Annotated in this window: 14 protein-coding genes; all 14 read right to left on the bottom strand. The window is 72.2% G+C overall.

The features are described from left to right. Nucleotides 1–120 precede the first annotated feature (120 nt). Complete coding sequence (locus SAM23877_RS24245) at nucleotides 121–1377, bottom strand: serine hydroxymethyltransferase (protein WP_053142823.1); 1257 nt, start codon at nucleotides 1375–1377, stop codon at nucleotides 121–123. A gap of 123 nt (nucleotides 1378–1500) precedes the next feature. Then, on the bottom strand, nucleotides 1501–2181 hold the full coding sequence (locus SAM23877_RS24240) for an arsenate reductase/protein-tyrosine-phosphatase family protein (protein WP_053137114.1): 681 nt from the start codon (nucleotides 2179–2181) through the stop codon (nucleotides 1501–1503). Then, nucleotides 2178–2825, bottom strand: a complete 648-nt coding sequence (locus tag SAM23877_RS24235) for an L-threonylcarbamoyladenylate synthase (RefSeq protein ID WP_053137111.1) — start codon at nucleotides 2823–2825, stop codon at nucleotides 2178–2180. Before SAM23877_RS24235 ends, SAM23877_RS24240 begins: the two co-directional genes overlap by 4 nt. Nucleotides 2826–2875: 50 nt before the next feature. Further along, nucleotides 2876–3721 carry a peptide chain release factor N(5)-glutamine methyltransferase gene (prmC, locus tag SAM23877_RS24230; protein ID WP_053137108.1) on the bottom strand — a complete coding sequence of 282 codons (846 nt, stop codon included), beginning with the start codon at nucleotides 3719–3721 and terminating at the stop codon, nucleotides 2876–2878. Between the two features lie 51 nt (nucleotides 3722–3772). Beyond that, on the bottom strand, nucleotides 3773–4849 hold the full coding sequence (prfA, locus tag SAM23877_RS24225) for a peptide chain release factor 1 (protein ID WP_053137105.1): 1077 nt from the start codon (nucleotides 4847–4849) through the stop codon (nucleotides 3773–3775). 108 nt (nucleotides 4850–4957) lie between these two features. Further along, nucleotides 4958–5182 carry a 50S ribosomal protein L31 gene (gene rpmE / locus SAM23877_RS24220; RefSeq protein WP_018571447.1) on the bottom strand — a complete coding sequence of 75 codons (225 nt, stop codon included), beginning with the start codon at nucleotides 5180–5182 and terminating at the stop codon, nucleotides 4958–4960. Between the two features lie 191 nt (nucleotides 5183–5373). Beyond that, on the bottom strand, nucleotides 5374–6519 hold the full coding sequence (locus SAM23877_RS24215; protein ID WP_053137102.1) for an LCP family protein: 1146 nt from the start codon (nucleotides 6517–6519) through the stop codon (nucleotides 5374–5376). Nucleotides 6520–6923: 404 nt separating this feature from the next. Continuing rightward, nucleotides 6924–7733 carry an FG-GAP repeat domain-containing protein gene (locus SAM23877_RS24210; RefSeq protein ID WP_244902992.1) on the bottom strand — a complete coding sequence of 270 codons (810 nt, stop codon included), beginning with the start codon at nucleotides 7731–7733 and terminating at the stop codon, nucleotides 6924–6926. A 121-nt stretch (nucleotides 7734–7854) separates the two neighbouring features. Further along, a complete protein-coding gene (gene rho / locus SAM23877_RS24205; RefSeq protein WP_053137099.1) occupies nucleotides 7855–9954 on the bottom strand; it encodes a transcription termination factor Rho in 2100 nt (699 codons plus the stop codon). 411 nt (nucleotides 9955–10365) lie between these two features. Next, the gene (thrB, locus tag SAM23877_RS24200; protein WP_053137097.1) at nucleotides 10366–11295 is read right to left on the bottom strand and encodes a homoserine kinase; all 930 of its coding nucleotides are present in this window, start codon (nucleotides 11293–11295) and stop codon (nucleotides 10366–10368) included. 319 nt (nucleotides 11296–11614) lie between these two features. Then, a complete protein-coding gene (thrC, locus tag SAM23877_RS24195) occupies nucleotides 11615–12673 on the bottom strand; it encodes a threonine synthase (protein ID WP_053137094.1) in 1059 nt (352 codons plus the stop codon). Nucleotides 12674–12679: 6 nt separating this feature from the next. Then, nucleotides 12680–13972, bottom strand: a complete 1293-nt coding sequence (locus SAM23877_RS24190) for a homoserine dehydrogenase (RefSeq protein WP_053137091.1) — start codon at nucleotides 13970–13972, stop codon at nucleotides 12680–12682. Between the two features lie 153 nt (nucleotides 13973–14125). Next, on the bottom strand, nucleotides 14126–15517 hold the full coding sequence (gene lysA / locus SAM23877_RS24185; RefSeq protein ID WP_053137088.1) for a diaminopimelate decarboxylase: 1392 nt from the start codon (nucleotides 15515–15517) through the stop codon (nucleotides 14126–14128). Between the two features lie 18 nt (nucleotides 15518–15535). Then, nucleotides 15536–16570, bottom strand: a complete 1035-nt coding sequence (gene nrtL, locus SAM23877_RS24180; protein ID WP_053137085.1) for an ArgS-related anticodon-binding protein NrtL — start codon at nucleotides 16568–16570, stop codon at nucleotides 15536–15538. Nucleotides 16571–16749 lie beyond the last annotated feature (179 nt).

The following is a 16749-nucleotide window of genomic DNA, read 5'->3' as shown; positions in this document are numbered from 1 at the left end:
CACAGGTCTCGCTGGCCATTCCCAGCCCCACACCCTAGCGATGAGCGCATACGGTTGAGGACTTCCGGGTAGCGACGATGGTTGCACGTGTGGCGGTGCACGCGCGTCCCCTACCCTGCCTCACTCCGGATACGGTGGGAATTCCGCGACCAGATGCCGTACGTCGTCCCGCGCCGTGACCGCGTCCGTCCCGCCTCGCAACACCTCGGCGAGCAGGGTGGCCACCGCCCGCATCTCCCGCTCCCCCATGCCCTGCGTGGTCAGGGCCGCCGTGCCCAGGCGCAGCCCGCGGGCGTCGCCGTGCGGCAGCGCGCAGCAGTCCAGGACGATGCCGGCGGCCGCGAGCCGCCCCCGCGCGGTCCTGCCGTCGACACCGAGCGGCGCCGGGTCGACGGTGAGCAGGTGGGTGTCGGTGCCGCCGGTGGTGACGACCAGACCCTCGGCGGCCAGCTGGGCCGCGAGGGCGCGGGCGTTGGCGACCACCTGATGGGCGTACCCGGCGAAGGCCGGGGTCGCCGCCTCGCCGAACGCGACGGCCTTGGCGGCGATGGTGTGCATCTGCGCGCCGCCCTGGGTGAACGGGAACACGGCCCGGTCGACCCGCTCGGCCAGGTCGCTCCCGCAAAGGATCATTCCGCCGCGCGGACCGCGCAGCACCTTGTGCGTGGTGGCGCACACGATGTCGGCGTACGGCACCGGACTGGGCGCCGCTCCCCCGGCGACCAGCCCGATGGGATGGGCGGCGTCCGCGATGAGGTAGGCGCCCACCTCGTCGGCGACCTCGCGGAAGGCGGCGTAGTCGAGGTGGCGGGGGTAGGCGATGGAGCCGCACACGATCGCCTTGGGGCGGTGCGTGCGGGCCAGGGTGCGCACCTGGTCGTGGTCGATCAGCCCGGTCTCCGCGTCCACGCCGTAGCCGACGAAGTCGAACCAGCGGCCGGAGAAGTTGGCGGGCGAGCCGTGCGTGAGGTGGCCGCCGTAGGGGAGGCCGAGCGCGAGGACCGTGTCGCCGGGGCGCAGCAGCGCGGCGTAGGCGGCCAGCACGGCGGAGGAGCCGGAGTGGGACTGCACGTTGGCGTGCTCGGCGCCGAAGAGGGTCCGGGCGCGCTCCACGGCGAGCCGTTCGGCGACGTCGGCGATCTCACAGCCGCCGTGGTGCCGGGCGCCGGGGTAGCCCTCGGCGTACTTGTTGGCCAGCGGGGACCCCAGGGCGGCCAGCACGGCGGGGGACGTGAAGTTCTCGGCGGCGATCAGCTGGAGGGTCGTCGACTGGCGGCGCCGTTCGGCGAGGAGGATCTCGGCGAGCTCGTGATCCTGGCGCAGCAGGACACCGAGCCCGCTGTCATCGGCCTCGAGGACGTCGTGGGTGACCGACATGGTGCGCTCCGGGCGTGCGTCGACGGTGACGTACGACCAATGTAGGCCCGGGGCGCCGAAGCCGCCCGAGGTGCCGCGCATCCGGGCGGCGCCCGCCGGGCCGGCCGTCCCCGGCGGCGCCCGTCACGTCCGCGCCGCGACCCCGGTCAGCGCCGTCACCACGGGATCGAGTGCCTGGTGTATCTCGTCCCCGATCGACCGGAAGAACGGCAGCGGCGCCCCGTACGGGTCGTAGACCTCGTCGGCCTCCGCCGTCGGCGCCAGCAGCCACCCGCGCAGCGCCGCCGCGGCCCGCACCAGCGCACGGGCGCGGGTGACCACGCCCTCGTCCAGGGAGGGCAGGGTGGCCGGGTCGATGGCGTTCACCAGGCGGGTGAACTCCTTGAGGGTGAAGGTGCGCAGCCCCGCCGAGTGCCCCATCGAGATGACCTGGGCGCGGTGGTCCCGCGTCGCGGTGAGCACGAGGTCCGCGCGGATCACGTGCTCGTCGAGCAGCTCCCGCCCGGTGAAGCCGGCCGCGTCCGCGCCGAAGTCCGCGAGGACCGTCTCCGCGTTCGCCTCCATGGGCGCGCCCTCGTGGCCCCAGGTGCCGGCGCTCTCCACGATCAGGCCGCCGCCGAGCACGCCGAGCCGCTCCGTCACGAAATGCCGGGTCAGCCGCTCGGTGATGGGCGAGCGGCAGACGTTTCCGGTGCTGACGTGGAGGATGCGGAAGCTGTCGCGCGGAAGCCCGACGAACGTCGTCGTGATCTCCGCGGCGCGTTCTGCGCTGCCTATGCCACGCCCCGTCCCAGGGGCCGTCAATTCGCCACCTCGAGGTCGGGTACCACCTTGCGCAGTTCCTCGGCCGACAACGCGCCCGCGCGCAGCAGCACGGGCACCTCGCGGGTGACGTCGACGATGGACGACGGGACGTTGCCCGGGGTGGGGCCGCCGTCGAGGTAGACGGAGACGGAGTCGCCGAGCATCTGCTGGGCGGCGTCGCAGTCCTCGGGCGCCGGGTGGCCGGTGAGGTTGGCGGAGGAGACGGCCATGGGGCCGACCTCGGTGAGCAGCTCGATGGCGACGGGGTGCAGCGGCATGCGGACGGCGACCGTGCCACGGGTGTCGCCGAGGTCCCACTGGAGGGACGGCTGGTGCTTGGCGACCAGCGTCAGCGCGCCGGGCCAGAAGGCGTCGACCAGCTCCCAGGCCAGCTCGGAGAAGTCGGTGACCAGGCCGTGCAGGGTGTTCGGCGAGCCGATGAGGACGGGCGTGGGCATGTTGCGGCCCCGGCCCTTGGCGTCCAGCAGGTCGGCGACGGCCTCCCCGGTGAAGGCGTCGGCGCCGATGCCGTACACCGTGTCCGTCGGCAGCACCACGAGCTCGCCACGGCGGACGGCGGACGCGGCCTCGCGCAGACCGGTCACACGGTCGGTCGCGTCGTTGGTGTCGTATCGCCGTGCCATTTAGCGGGCCTCCTCGTACACGTACTGCGGGGTCGAAGTCAGGGTGGTGCTCACGGAAGCGCCTTGCGGGCGGTCGCGAAGCGGGGGCGTTTGTTGAGGTCGGGGTGGTCGGCCGCGTCGGCCCAGCCCCGCTCCTCGGTGAAGATCCACGGCACCTGGCCGCCCTGGGTGTCGGCGTGCTCCACGACGACGACCCCGCCGGGGCGCAGCAGGCGGTGGGCGGTGCGTTCCAGGCCGCGGATCAGGTCGAGGCCGTCCTCGCCGGAGAACAGGGCCATCTGCGGATCGTGGTCGCGGGCCTCGGGGGCGACGTACTCCCACTCGGTGAGCGGGATGTACGGCGGGTTGGAGACGACCAGGTCGACCTGGCCGTCGAGGTCCGGGAAGGCCGTCAGGGCGTCGCCCTGGCGCAGTTCGACCCTGGACCCCTCCATGTTCCTGCGCGTCCACTTGAGGGCGTCCTCGGACAGCTCCACGGCGTACACGCGCGAGCGCGGCACCTCCTGGGCGAGGGCGAGCGCGATGGCGCCCGAGCCGGTGCACAGGTCGACGATGCAGGGCTCGACGACGTCCATGGCGCGCACGGCGTCTATGGCCCACCCGACGACGGACTCGGTCTCGGGGCGGGGCACGAAGACACCGGGGCCGACCTGGAGTTCCAGGTAGCGGAAGTAGGCGCGGCCGGTGATGTGCTGGAGCGGCTCGCGCGCCTCCCGGCGGGCGACGACCTCCCAGTACCGGGCGTCGAAGTCCGCGTCCGGCACGGTGTGCAGCTCGCCCCGCTTGACGCCGTGCAGATACGCGGCGAGTTCCTCCGCGTCGGTGCGCGGCGAGGGCACGCCGGCGTCGGCCAGCCGCTGGGTGGCCTGGGCCACCTCCATGAGCAGCAGGTTCACGCTGGTCCTCCGGGGCTGAGCTGTGGTCCGGTGCGGGTGGTGCGACGGTGCCTACGCGGCGGCGAGCTTGGCCGCCGAGTCCGCGTCGACGCAGGCCTGGATCACCGAGTCGAGGTCGCCGTCCAGGACCTGGTCCAGGTTGTACGCCTTGAAGCCGACGCGGTGGTCCGAGATGCGGTTCTCCGGGAAGTTGTACGTACGGATCTTCTCGGAGCGGTCGACGGTGCGGACCTGGCTGCGCCGGGCGTCCGCGGCCTCCTTCTCCGCCTCCTCCTGCGCCGCCGCGAGCAGCCTGGAGCGCAGGATACGCATCGCCTGCTCCTTGTTCTGCAGCTGGCTCTTCTCGTTCTGGCAGGAGGCGACGACTCCGGTCGGGATGTGCGTGATGCGCACGGCGGAGTCGGTGGTGTTGACGGACTGGCCGCCGGGGCCGGAGGAACGGTAGACGTCGATGCGCAGGTCGTTGGGGTTGATCTCGACGTCGATCTCCTCGGCCTCGGGCGTGACCAGCACGCCGGCCGCGGAGGTGTGGATACGGCCCTGGGACTCGGTGGCCGGCACGCGCTGCACGCGGTGCACGCCGCCCTCGTACTTGAGGCGCGCCCAGACGCCCTGGCCGGGCTCGGTGGCGCCCTGGCCGCCCTTGGTCTTCACGGCGACCTGGACGTCCTTGTAGCCGCCCAGCTCGGACTCGGTGGCGTCGATGATCTCGGTCTTCCAGCCGACCCGCTCGGCGTACCGCAGGTACATGCGCAGCAGGTCGCCGGCGAAGAGGGCCGACTCGTCGCCGCCCGCGCCCGCCTTGATCTCCAGGATGACGTCCTTGTCGTCGCTGGGGTCGCGCGGGACGAGCAGAAGGCGGAGCTTCTCGGTGAGCTCGTCGCGCTGCTTGTCCAGCTCCTTGACCTCGGCGGCGAAGTCGGGGTCGTCGGCGGCGAACTCGCGCGCGGTCTCCATGTCGTCGCCGGTCTGCTTCCAGGAGCGGAACGTGGCGACGATCGGGGTGAGCTCGGCGTAACGCTTGTTCAGCTTGCGCGCGTTGGCCTGGTCGGCGTGGACCGACGGGTCGGCGAGCTTCTTCTCCAGGTCGGCGTGCTCAACGACGAGTTCCTCGACGGCCTCGAACATCTTGGGCTCCTGCTACTGCTTGGGAAGGGGAAGGCGGGCGACCAAAAACGCCGGTCCCGGCGCTCCCCCGGCTGGGGTCGCGGCCGTGGACCGGCGATTGGGGGCTCGCTACTTCTTGGAGCCGGCGGCAGCCTTGCCGAAGCGGGCCTCGAAGCGGGCCACACGGCCACCGGTGTCGAGGATCTTCTGCTTGCCCGTGTAGAACGGGTGGCACTCGGAGCAGACCTCGGCGCGGATGGTGCCGGAGTCGATGGTGCTGCGGGTGGTGAACGACGCGCCACAGGTGCAGCTGACCTGCGTCTCGACGTACTCGGGGTGGATGTCGCGCTTCAAGGTGTCTCCTAGGTTCGGGAGGGCGCCGGGTCGCCGCCGCGGGATGCGGGAGCGTGAACCGGAGCCGACGTACCAGTCTGCCAGGACTGGGGCCATCCCCCAAAACCGGGGGCGGGGGCCGTCTATTCCCCGAAGGCCCCTCGGAGGCCTCCCGGAGGTCCCCCCGAGGCTCCCCGGAGGTCTCCCGAAGGTCAGGAGGTGGTCACGACGTCCTCGGCCCCGCCGGTGGCCGTTCCCTCGGTGGCGCTCCCGGGGATCGGCCGGTCGTTCTTCAGGGCGTCCCACACCTGGCGTGCCTTGCCCCCGGCCACGAGGACGCGGTTGGCGTCCGCGGGGTCGTACCGGACCGGCATCGTGACCATGTTCATGTTCGAGGCGCCAATGCCCTTCAGCCCGCTCGCGAAGGACATCAGGGAGTTCACCGAGCCCAGGTCGGAGTCGGTGGTGACGGTCCTGGTGGCGGTGTCGGCGACGTCGTACAGCTTCTTGGGGTTGCCGAGGAGGCCGACGTCCTTGACCTGGTCGACCAGGGCCTTGACGAAGGCCTGCTGGAGCTGGATGCGGCCGAGGTCGGAGCCGTCGCCGACGCCGTGCCGGGTGCGGACCAGGCCGAGGGCCTGTTCGCCGTCGAGCGTGTGGGTGCCGGCGGCCAGGTCGAGGTGGCTGTCGGGGTCCTTGATGGCCTCGGTGGTGGTGACGTCGACGCCGCCGAGGTCGTCGATGAGCTTCTGGAAGCCGCTGAAGTCGACCTCGAGGTAGTGGTCCATGCGCAGGCCGCTGACCGACTCGACGGTCTTCACGGCACAGGCGGCGCCGCCGGTGGAGTAGGCGGAGTTGAACATCACCTCGTGGGCGGCGGGCTGCTCGGTGCCGTCGGTGCCGGTGCACTCGGGGCGGTCGATGAGGGTGTCGCGCGGGATGGAGACCACGCTGGCCTTCTTGTGGCCCTGGTAGACGTGCACGATCATCGCCGTGTCGGAGCGGGCGGTGCCGTCGTCGGTGCCGCCGCCGAGCTCGTCGTTGCCGCCGGAGCGGGTGTCCGAGCCGAGGACCAGGATGTTCTGGGAGCCGTTGTCGGCCTTCTCGGGACGGTCGGTGCCGAGGGCCTGGTCGATGTCGACGCTCGTCAGGTTGCCGTTGAGCTTGAAGTAGAGGACGCCCGCACCGGTGCCGCCCAGGACCACGACGCCCGCGGCGCTCCAGGCCGCGACGAGCAGGGCCTTGCGCCGTCTGGCGCGGGGCTTGCGGCGGCGGCCCTTGCCCCGGCGGCGGGAGCCGGGGCCGGCCGGATCACCGGGGCCGGGTATCGCGTGCTCGGGCGTGCTCTCGGCGGACATGCGCTCCTCGGGTGTTCGTCCGGTCGGTTACCCCCTGCGCTCAGGGTCGGGTCGGTCGGTTCCGGCGGCTTTGTGCCGGTGCCTCACCATCGTCCCTCCGTGACGGAGACGGCGGAACTCGGGACAGGGTTGCACAACGGTCTGTGGCGACCGGGTGGGGAAACGGTCACGCAGCGTACTCGCCGTACGTCGGCTCGCTCCGCTGACCTGGGAAGCCGCCGGAGCGCGTCCGGGTACCCGGGGCCGGGCGCGGGAACCCGCCGTGTGGCGAAGATCGCAGCGCGAAGGGCCGCCTCCCGTAGGAGGCGGCCCCTGGTCCGTGGTCCGCTGCCGAGTGGTGCCGGCGGGATCAGCCGGTCCGCTGAGGGATCAGCCGGATTGCTTTCAGGCGGTTCCCGGCCGGATCAGCCGAAGAGGTTGAACGCCCCCCAGCCGCCGCCGACCCTGATGCGGGCCTTGAACGTCGCGGTACCCGTGCCACCGGTGCCCTTGTACAGCCACAGCACACCGGAGGTGTCCCTGGCCAGCAGGTCGGGCCTGCCGTCGCCGGTGAGGTCACCGGCGGTGGCGAAGGCGTTGTACGCGGACCAGCCGCCGCCGACCCGGACGCGGGAGCCGAGCGCCGGGGAGGCCTTGCCGGTGCCCGGGTACAGCCACAGGACGCCCGAGCCGTCCCGCGCCAGCAGGTCGGCCCTGCCGTCGCGGTTGTAGTCGCCCTTGCCGGTGATCGTGTACTTGGCCCAGCCGCCGCCGATCCGGACGCGGGTGCCGAACAGCCCGTCGCCCTTGCCGGGGTAGAGCCACAGGACGCCGTCCTTGTCCTTGGCGACCAGGTCGGGCAGGGCGTCCCCGGAGAGGTCGCCCGGGACGCGGATGTCGTTCATCACGTTCCAGCCGCCGCCGACGCGGGTCGACTCGTAGCGGTCGTCCCCGTTGAAGGCGAACCTGTGGAGCACCCCGTCCGGGGTCCGGTACACGTAGTCCTGGTAGTGGTCCCGGTCCAGGTCCGCCTGGCGCACCAGGCTCAGTCCGCCCCAGTCGCCGAGCGAGAGGCGGTCGGCGAGGTAGGGGGACCGGTCGCCCAGGGAGTAGTACTCGTAGGCCGTACCACCGGGGGTGCGGACGAAGAGGTCCGCGAGACCGTCGAAGTCGAGGTCGCTGTCGTCGACGCGGGCGTTGATCTCACCGGCGTAGGTGCGGGTCTTGGCATACACGCCGTAGGCACCCGAGGCGACGCAGTCCGGTGCGCTGATCTTACAAGCCAGAAGTCCCGCTCCGTCACCTGTGTGACGGAGCGGGACTTCGGACTGCGCCGGAAGACGTCCGGCGGCGGACTCAGTCGCCGTTGCCCGGGGTGGGCGTCGTCTTCTGGATCTGCATGAGGAACTCGGCGTTCGACTTGGTCTGCTTCATCTTGTCGAGAAGCAGCTCGATCGCCTGCTGCTGGTCGAGCGCGTGCAGCACGCGACGCAGCTTCCAGGTGATGGCGAGCTCGTCGCTGCCGAGCAGGATCTCCTCCTTGCGGGTGCCGGACGCGTCGACGTCCACCGCCGGGAAGATGCGCTTGTCGGCGAGCTTCCGGTCGAGCTTGAGCTCGGCGTTGCCGGTGCCCTTGAACTCCTCGAAGATGACCTCGTCCATGCGGGACCCGGTGTCCACCAGGGCGGTGGCGAGGATGGTCAGCGAGCCGCCGTCCTCGATGTTGCGGGCCGCACCGAAGAAGCGCTTCGGCGGGTACAGGGCGGTCGAGTCGACACCACCGGACAGAATGCGGCCGGAGGCCGGGGCGGCGAGGTTGTACGCACGGCCCAGGCGGGTGATCGAGTCGAGCAGGACGACCACGTCGTGACCCAGCTCCACCAGACGCTTGGCGCGCTCGATGGCGAGCTCGGCGACCGTGGTGTGGTCCTCGGCCGGGCGGTCGAAGGTCGAGGAGATGACCTCGCCCTTCACCGACCGCTGCATGTCGGTGACCTCTTCCGGACGCTCGTCGACCAGGACGACCATCAGGTGGCACTCGGGGTTGTTGTGCGTGATCGCGTTGGCGATCGCCTGCATGATCATGGTCTTGCCGGTCTTCGGCGGGGCCACGATCAGACCGCGCTGGCCCTTACCGATGGGCGCGACGAGGTCGATGATGCGGGTGGTGAGGACCCCGGGGTCCGTCTCCAGACGCAGGCGGTCCTGCGGGTACAGCGGCGTCAGCTTGTTGAACTCCGGCCGCCCGCGGCCGTGTTCGGGCGCCATGCCGTTGACGGAGTCCAGGCGCACCAGCGCGTTGAACTTCTCGCGGCGCTCGCCGTCCTTGGGCTGGCGCACGGCACCGGTGATGTGGTCGCCCTTGCGCAGGCCGTTCTTGCGGACCTGGGCGAGGGAGACGTACACGTCGTTGGGGCCGGGCAGGTAGCCGGAGGTCCGGATGAACGCGTAGTTGTCGAGGATGTCGAGGATGCCGGCGACCGGGATGAGGACGTCGTCCTCGTTGATCTGCGGCTCCTGCTGGATCTCGTCGCGCCCGCGGCGGCCTCGGCGGTCGCGGTAGCGCCCGCGACGGCCGCGACGGCCGCCCTCGAAGTCGTCGTCGTCCTGCTGCTGGCGGTCCTGCCGGTCCTGGCGGCCGCCACCCTGCTGCTGGCGCTGACCGCCCTGGCCCTGCTGGTCGTCGCCCTTGCCCCGGCGGTCGCGGTCGCGGCCGCGGTCACCGCGGTCGCGGTCGCCACGGTCACGGTCGCGGTCCCCGCGCTCCCGGCGGTCGCGACGGCGGCCCTCGCCGCCCTCGCCGTCGGAGCGGGCGTCGCCCTGGCCCTGCTGGTGGCCCTGAGACTGCTGCTGGGCCGACGAGTCGCCCTTCGGCTCGCTCCGGGTCTCGACGGCCACGGCGTCGCCGGCCGCGGACGGGCTGCCCGCGTCGGCGGTGGCCCGGCGACGACGGCGCTCGGAGGGGGCGTCGTCGGCGGGGGCGCCGGCCTGCTCGGCCGAGGGCGAGACCTTGGGGGACGGCTGGCCGGGGATGTCGATCTGCTGCTGCGCGGCCTGGTCGGCGGCCGTCTTGTCGGCCTTCTTCTCGGCCTTGCCGGCCTTCTCCGCCTTCTCGGCGGGGGCCTCGTCACCCGTACGGGACCGGGAGGTGCTGCGGCGCTTCGGCTTGGTCTCGCCGGCGGCGTCCGCGGCGGCGGGCGCGGCCTTGGCGGGGGCTCCCCCGGCGGCCTGCGCCTCCTTGATGACCTCGATCAACTGGCTCTTGCGCATACGCGCGGTGCCCCTGATGCCGAGGCCGGATGCGACCTGCTGCAGCTCGGCCAGCACCATGCCCTCGAGGCCGGTACCACGGCGCCGCCGGGAGCCGGCACCGGTGGCAGGCGCGGAGGCGTCCGTGGAGGGCGCGGCAGCGGTCTCCTCGACACGTGCGCCCATCAGATCGGTGGTGTCGCTCACGAAGGGTCCTTCCCTGGAGCGGACGTCGGCCTGTCTGGCTCGGCGACCGGTTGTGCTGTCCGGCTTCGGTTCTTGCTGTGTGAACCGTGCCGGGGCGGTGGTCCGCCTGAACGGCGGAAGAGATATCTGGTGATGGCGCGCCCCCTGGCCGTGGCACCCAGTGTCTGTGTCACGCGGCGTGGTCGCACCGGCTCCGAAGCGTGCCCGGCGGGCCGCTCAGTGTCCGTGTCGGCCGTACTGATCACGTACGGCTTCCACCACACAATGCGGCTTGGGGGGCTCCCGGAAGAATGTCTGTCCCGGACGGGGACACGAGGCACCTCGCCATGGTGGGGTCGGGTGCAGACTTGAGATTAACACTACCGGATCCAACAAACATTCCCCCTCTCGAAATCCGGCAACCGCACGCTTTTAAATGTCGCTGGAGGTCGCCAGCGGCAGGACGCACGCGCCCTGCTGGTCCAGGCTGAGCCGGTTGGCCGCCCAGTCCGTGCCGGCCAGCGCCTCGACCTTGTCGGCCGTGTCGGCGTCGGCCAGTGCCATCACGGTGGGGCCGGCGCCCGAGATCACCGCGGGGACGCCGTCGCCGCGCAGCCGCTCCACCAGTGCCGCGCTCTCCGGCATGGCCGGGGCGCGGTACTCCTGGTGCAGACGGTCCTCGGTGGCCGGCAGCAGCAGCTCGGGGCGCCTGGTCAGGGCCTCGACGAGCAGCGCGGCGCGTCCGGCGTTGGCGGCGGCGTCGACGTGCGGGACGGAGCGCGGGAGCAGACCGCGCGCGGTCTCCGTCAGTACCGGCTTCCCGGGCACGAAAACCACCGGAACGATGGAATCGGCGGGGTCCATCCTGATCGCCCGGGCGGCGCCGGACTCCATCCAGGACAGGGTGAAGCCGCCCAGCAGACAGGCCGCGACGTTGTCGGGGTGGCCCTCGATCTCGGTGGCGAGGTCGAGCAGCGCGGCGTCGTCGAGCCGGGCCTCGCCGCCTATGGTCACGGCGCGGGCGGCGACGATGCCGGCGCAGATGGCGGCGGAGGAGGAGCCGAGCCCGCGGCCGTGCGGGATGCGGTTGGCGCAGACGATCTCCAGGCCCCGCGGCTGCCCGCCCAGGAGGTCGAAGGCGGTGCGCAGGGACCGTACGAGCAGGTGTTTCTCGTCGCGCGGGAGGGTCTCGCTGCCCTCGCCCGCGATGTCGATGTGCAGCCCGGAGTCGGCGACCCGGACGACCACGTCGTCGTACAAGCCCAGCGCGAGGCCGAGGGCGTCGAAGCCCGGGCCGAGGTTGGCGCTGGTGGCGGGGACGCGCACCCTGACGGCGGCGGCGCGGAACGCTGGACCGGCCATCGCTCGATGACTCTCCTTGAGCTGCGTGACTGTCGAATGACATTCGATGACGTACGGAACCCGGGTCGCCGCTGCCTGCCGAACGGCCGAGCCCTGCCGACCGCCGGCCGGCCGCCTCCCGACCGCGGAGACAGCGCGGCGCCGCGGCATATGCGGCGGGCGGGTTCGGTACAGCCTATCGAAGGAAGGTTCTGTGGCGACATAGGGCGCACAGGAGGCGCACGATGCGTGTCGTAAGCCCCCTGTGCACCCCCCGTGAGTGACTTTCCCGCTCGGACGTCGCTTACGCCCTCTTACGCCGGCGGGACGGGCACGGCCCTCAGACCAGGCCGAGCCGCTCGGCCGCCGTCGCCGCGTCGACCGGCACGGTGACCGGCTGCGGGGCGCCGGCGACGGCCCAGTCCGGGTCCTTGAGTCCGTTGCCGGTGACGGTGCACACGATCCGCTGGCCCGGGTCGACCTTGCCCTGCTCGGCGGCCTTCAGCAGACCGGCCACCGAAGCGGCGGACGCGGGCTCGACGAAGACGCCCTCCTGCGAGGCCAACAGCCGGTAGGCGCGCAGGATCTCACGGTCCGTCACCTCGTCGATGGCACCGCCGGACTCGTCCCGCGCGGCGAGCGCGAAGTCCCATGAGGCGGGGTTGCCGATACGGATCGCGGTCGCGATGGTCGACGGGTCCTTGACGACCTCGCCGCGCACGATCGGGGCGCTGCCGGAGGCCTGGAACCCCCACATGCGCGGCGCCTTCGTGCTGACCCTGTCGGCGGCGTACTCCCGGTAGCCCTTCCAGTACGCGGTGATGTTGCCCGCGTTGCCGACCGGCAGGACGTGGATGTCGGGGGCGTCCCCGAGCATGTCGACGATCTCGAAGGCGGCCGTCTTCTGTCCCTCGATGCGCACCGGGTTGACCGAATTGACCAGCGCCACCGGGTAGTTGTCGCTCAGCGCGCGGGCCAGCGTGAGGCAGTCGTCGAAGTTGCCGTCGACCTGGAGGATCTTCGCGCCGTGCACGAGGGCCTGGCCCATCTTGCCGAGGGCGATCTTGCCCTGCGGCACCAGGACGGCCGAGACCATCCCGGCCCGCACGCCGTACGCGGCGGCGGAGGCGGAGGTGTTGCCGGTGGACGCGCAGATGACGGCCTGCGCGCCCTCCTCCTTGGCCTTGCTGATGGCCATGGTCATACCGCGGTCCTTGAAGGACCCGGTCGGGTTCGCCCCCTCGACCTTGAGGTGGACCTCGCAGCCCGTGCGCTCGGAGAGCACCTGCGCGGGCACGAGCGGGGTGCCGCCCTCGCGGAGCGTCACGACGGGCGTGCTGTCGGAGACGGGCAGCCTGTCCCGGTACTCCTCGATGATTCCGCGCCACTGGTGGGTCATTGCTGGTTACTCTCCTTCAACCCGCATGATGCTTGCGACACCCCGCACGGTGTCGAGCTTGCGCAGCGCCTCGACCGTACCGCCGAGGGCGGCGTCGGACGCGCGGTGGGTGACGACGACGAGGGATGCCTCGCCGTCCTTGCCGGACTGCCGCACGGTGTCGATGGAGACACCGTGCTCCGCGAACACGGTCGCGACCTGGGCGAGCACGCCCGGTTTGTCGGCCACGTCGAGGCTGATGTGGTAGCGCGTGACGACGTCGCCCATCGGCGACACGGGGAGCGCGGCGTACGCGGACTCGCCGGGTCCGGTCGCGCCGCCGATCCGGTTGCGGCAGACGGCGACAAGATCGCCGAGCACGGCGGACGCCGTCGGCGAACCGCCGGCACCGGGCCCGTAGAACATGAGCTGACCGGCGGCGTCGGACTCGACGAAGACGGCGTTGTAGGCGCCGCGCACGTTCGCCAGCGGATGGCTGAGCGGGATCATCGCCGGGTGCACGCGCGCGGTGACGGACGCCCCGTCCGCGGCCCGCTCGCAGATGGCGAGGAGCTTGATGGTGCAGCCCATCTCCTTGGCGGAGGCGAAGTCGGCGGCGGTGACCTCGCTCATGCCCTCGCGGTAGACGTCGTCGAGGCGTACGCGCGTGTGGAAGGCGATCCCGGCGAGGATGGCGGCCTTGGCGGCGGCGTCGAAGCCCTCGACGTCGGCGGTCGGGTCGGCCTCGGCGTACCCGAGGGCCGTGGCCTCGTCCAGCGCCTCCTGGTACCCGGCGCCGGTGCTGTCCATGGCGTCGAGGATGAAGTTGGTCGTGCCGTTGACGATGCCGAGCACCCGGTTCACCTTGTCGCCGGCGAGGGACTCGCGCAGCGGCCGGATCAGCGGGATGGCGCCGGCGACGGCGGCCTCGTAGTAGAGGTCCTTGCCGTGCGCGCCCGCCGCGGCGTGCAGGGCGGCGCCGTCCTGGGCGAGGAGCGCCTTGTTGGCGGAGACGACGGAGGCGCCGTGCTCGAAGGCGGTGGTGATGAGGGTCCGGGCGGGCTCGATGCCGCCGATGACCTCGACGACCACGTCGATGTCACCGCGCTTGACCAGGGCGGTGGCGTCGGTGGTGACGAGGGCGGGGTCGATGCCCTCCCGCACCCGGTCGGGCCGGCGTACGGCCACGCCCGCGAGCTCCACGGGGGCCCCGATCCGGGCGGCGAGGTCGTCGGCGTGCGTCGTCATGATGCGCGCCACCTCTGAGCCGACCACTCCACAGCCCAGCAGCGCCACCTTCAGCGGACGCGTACGCATCATCCGACCTCGTTTCCTCATACCGTCTACGGTTGAACCAGTCTCACGCACCGGACGGGATTTTCTGCCTTTCGTCCGAATCGTGAGACGTTTATTTCATTTTCGCAGGGGCGGATGACGAAAGATCTTCCGCCCCCGCGCCTGACCTGCCGGGACTCATCCGACGTCGAGACGCAGCAGGTCCTCCTCGGTCTCCCTGCGCACGATGACCCGCGCCTCGCCGTCCCGCACGGCGACGACGGGCGGGCGCAGCACGTGGTTGTAGTTGCTGGCCATGGACCGACAGTACGCGCCCGTCGCGGGTACGGCGATGAGGTCGCCGGGGGCCAGGTCGCCCGGCAGGAAGGCGTCCTTCACGACGATGTCCCCGCTCTCGCAGTGCTTGCCGACGACCCGGACGAGCATGGGCTGGGCGTCGGAGGTGCGGGAGACGAGGGCGACGCTGTACTCGGCGTCGTACAGCGCCGTGCGGATGTTGTCCGACATGCCGCCGTCGACGGAGACGTAGGTCCGCAGCCCGTCGAGCGGCTTGACGGTGCCGACCTCGTAGAGGGTGAAGGCGGTGGGGCCGACGATGGCACGGCCCGGCTCGACGGAGATGCGGGGGGTGCGCAGCCGCGCGCCCTCGCACTCCCGGGTGACGATCTCGGTCAGCGCCTTGGCGATCTCGTGCGGCTCGCGGGGGTCGTCGTCGCTCGTGTACGCGATCCCGAGCCCGCCACCGAGGTCGATCTCGGGCAGCTCGACCCCGTGCTCGTCACGGATGTCCTTGAGCAGCCCCACCACCCGGTGGGCGGCGACCTCGAAGCCCGACATGTCGAAGATCTGCGACCCGATGTGCGAGTGGATCCCGATGACCTCCAGCCCGTCGAGCTGCAACGCCCGCCGCACGGCCTCCGCCGCCTGCCCGCCGGCCAGCGGGATGCCGAACTTCTGGTCCTCGTGGGCGGTGGCGATGAACTCGTGCGTGTGCGCCTCGACCCCGACGGTGATACGGATCTGCACGCGCTGCCGCTTGCCCAGCGACTGGGCGATGTGGGCGACGCGGACGATCTCCTGGAAGGAGTCGAGCACGATCCGCCCGACGTCGGCGCGGACGGCCCGCTCGATCTCCTCCGGCGACTTGTTGTTGCCGTGGAAGGCGATGCGGTCGGCGGGCATCCCCGCGGAGAGCGCGGTGGCGAGTTCGCCGCCCGAGCACACGTCGAGGTTCAGCCCCTCCTCCGCCAGCCACCGCACGACGGCACGCGACAGGAACGCCTTGCCGGCGTAGAACACGTCGGCGTCGTTCCCGAAGGCGGTGCGCCAGGCCCGCGCCCGGGCCCGGAAGTCGGCCTCGTCGAGGACGTAGGCGGGGGTGCCGTACTCCTCGGCGAGCTGCGTGACGGTCATCCCGCCGACGGTGACGACACCGTCCGCGTCCCGCTCGACGGTCTGGGCCCAGACCTTGGGGTCGAGGACGTTCAGGTCGGCGGCCGGGGCGGAGTAGTGGCCCTCGGGAAGGACATCGGCGTGACGGGGCCCGGCGGGGTGTGCGGAACGGCTCATGGCGTCTTCTGTGCTCTCTCAGAGGTGGTCGGGTGCGTCGATGCCGAGGAGGGACAGGCCGCCGGCCAGCACCGCCCCGACGGCTTGGGCGAGGGCCAGCCGGGCGCGGTGGGCGGCCGAGGGTTTCTCCTCACCGACGGGCAGCACGGTGGGCAGGAAGGGCAGCGCGGCGTCGGCGACGGTGACGAGGTGCCGGGCGAGCCGGTCGGGGGCGCGGTGCGCGGCCGTGGCGGCGAGGACGCGGGGGTGGTCGGCGAGGACGACGAGGAGTTCCCGGGCGCCGGCGACCGGTCCGGGTGCGGCGGTGAAGCCGAGACCGGCGGCGTTGCGGGCGGCGGCGCGGCAGCGGGCGTGGGCGTACCGCACGCGGAAGAGGGGGTTGCTCTCGCGCTGGACGAGGTGCTCGTCGCCGATCCTGGGCCGGTCGTGGGCGGCGGGGTGCAGCAGGGCCCAGCGGGCGGCGTCACGGCCGAGGGGAAGGGGGTCCGCCGGGGCGGGGACGGGCCGGACGTTCACGGGCGGTTCGGCCGGCGCCGGGCCGACCGCGACGCGTACGCCCAGGGCGGCGGTCCACTCGGGGTCGAGGGCCTCCGCGGTGACCCGCACGAGCGCACCCTGCGACCGCAGGACGCGGCCCGCGGCCTCGGCGACGACGACGGCACGCAGGTCGCGGGGGCAGTGCAGCTCAACGAGGCGGCCGTCGGGCCCGTCGGCGTGCCCGTACCGGGACCTGCGCCGCAGGATCTCCTCCACGAGACCGGCGGGAGCGGCGCCGTGCAGGCTGATGTTGAGGAACCCGGGCCCGCTGAGGACGACGTCGGCGATGCCGTCGTCGTCGACGAGGTAGGGCCGCAGCACCTCGGCGACCCGGAGCGGCGGCTGCCCGGCGGGCCGGGCCAGCTGGAGGGCGATGTTGGTGGCGTAGTCGCCGCATCCGCCGGGACCCGGCGGGGTGACCACGGCCCGTGGCGGAACACTCACGTGCAGCTCACCCGCGTCGACGGCGCGACGCACCGCGTGCAGCACGGTGCGGGAGAGCTCTACGGGGGTCACGGGTCAAGCGTAGGGGAGGAGGGGGGTGGGTATGCGAGCCGGTTTGGGCCCGATCCCGGGATGTGGACGGAAACCCCACCCGACTGGCATCACACCGTGTGCGACGCCCGCCGCGTGGGCGGGGTGCGGGTCGCGGGGTGCGGGGTACGGGGTGCCGGTCGTCGGTCCGGCATGGGGCG

This window comes from Streptomyces ambofaciens ATCC 23877, assembly GCF_001267885.1.
In the GTDB taxonomy this organism is placed as follows: domain Bacteria; phylum Actinomycetota; class Actinomycetes; order Streptomycetales; family Streptomycetaceae; genus Streptomyces; species Streptomyces ambofaciens.
The sequence above is the reverse complement of the archived record's forward strand: the minus strand, read 5'-3'. Positions and strand labels throughout refer to the sequence as shown.

Excerpts from the sequence above, each read along its gene's own strand:
- SAM23877_RS24245 (WP_053142823.1), bottom strand. The coding sequence starts at position 1,377 with ATGTCGGTCACCCACGACGTCCTCGAGGCCGATGACAGCGGGCTCGGT.
- SAM23877_RS24235 (WP_053137111.1), bottom strand. The coding sequence starts at position 2,825 with ATGGCACGGCGATACGACACCAACGACGCGACCGACCGTGTGACCGGT.
- prfA (WP_053137105.1), bottom strand. The coding sequence starts at position 4,849 with ATGTTCGAGGCCGTCGAGGAACTCGTCGTTGAGCACGCCGACCTGGAG.
- SAM23877_RS24215 (WP_053137102.1), bottom strand. The coding sequence starts at position 6,519 with ATGTCCGCCGAGAGCACGCCCGAGCACGCGATACCCGGCCCCGGTGAT.
- thrB (WP_053137097.1), bottom strand. The coding sequence starts at position 11,295 with ATGGCCGGTCCAGCGTTCCGCGCCGCCGCCGTCAGGGTGCGCGTCCCC.
- thrC (WP_053137094.1), bottom strand. The coding sequence starts at position 12,673 with ATGACCCACCAGTGGCGCGGAATCATCGAGGAGTACCGGGACAGGCTG.
- SAM23877_RS24190 (WP_053137091.1), bottom strand. The coding sequence starts at position 13,972 with ATGATGCGTACGCGTCCGCTGAAGGTGGCGCTGCTGGGCTGTGGAGTG.
- lysA (WP_053137088.1), bottom strand. The coding sequence starts at position 15,517 with ATGAGCCGTTCCGCACACCCCGCCGGGCCCCGTCACGCCGATGTCCTT.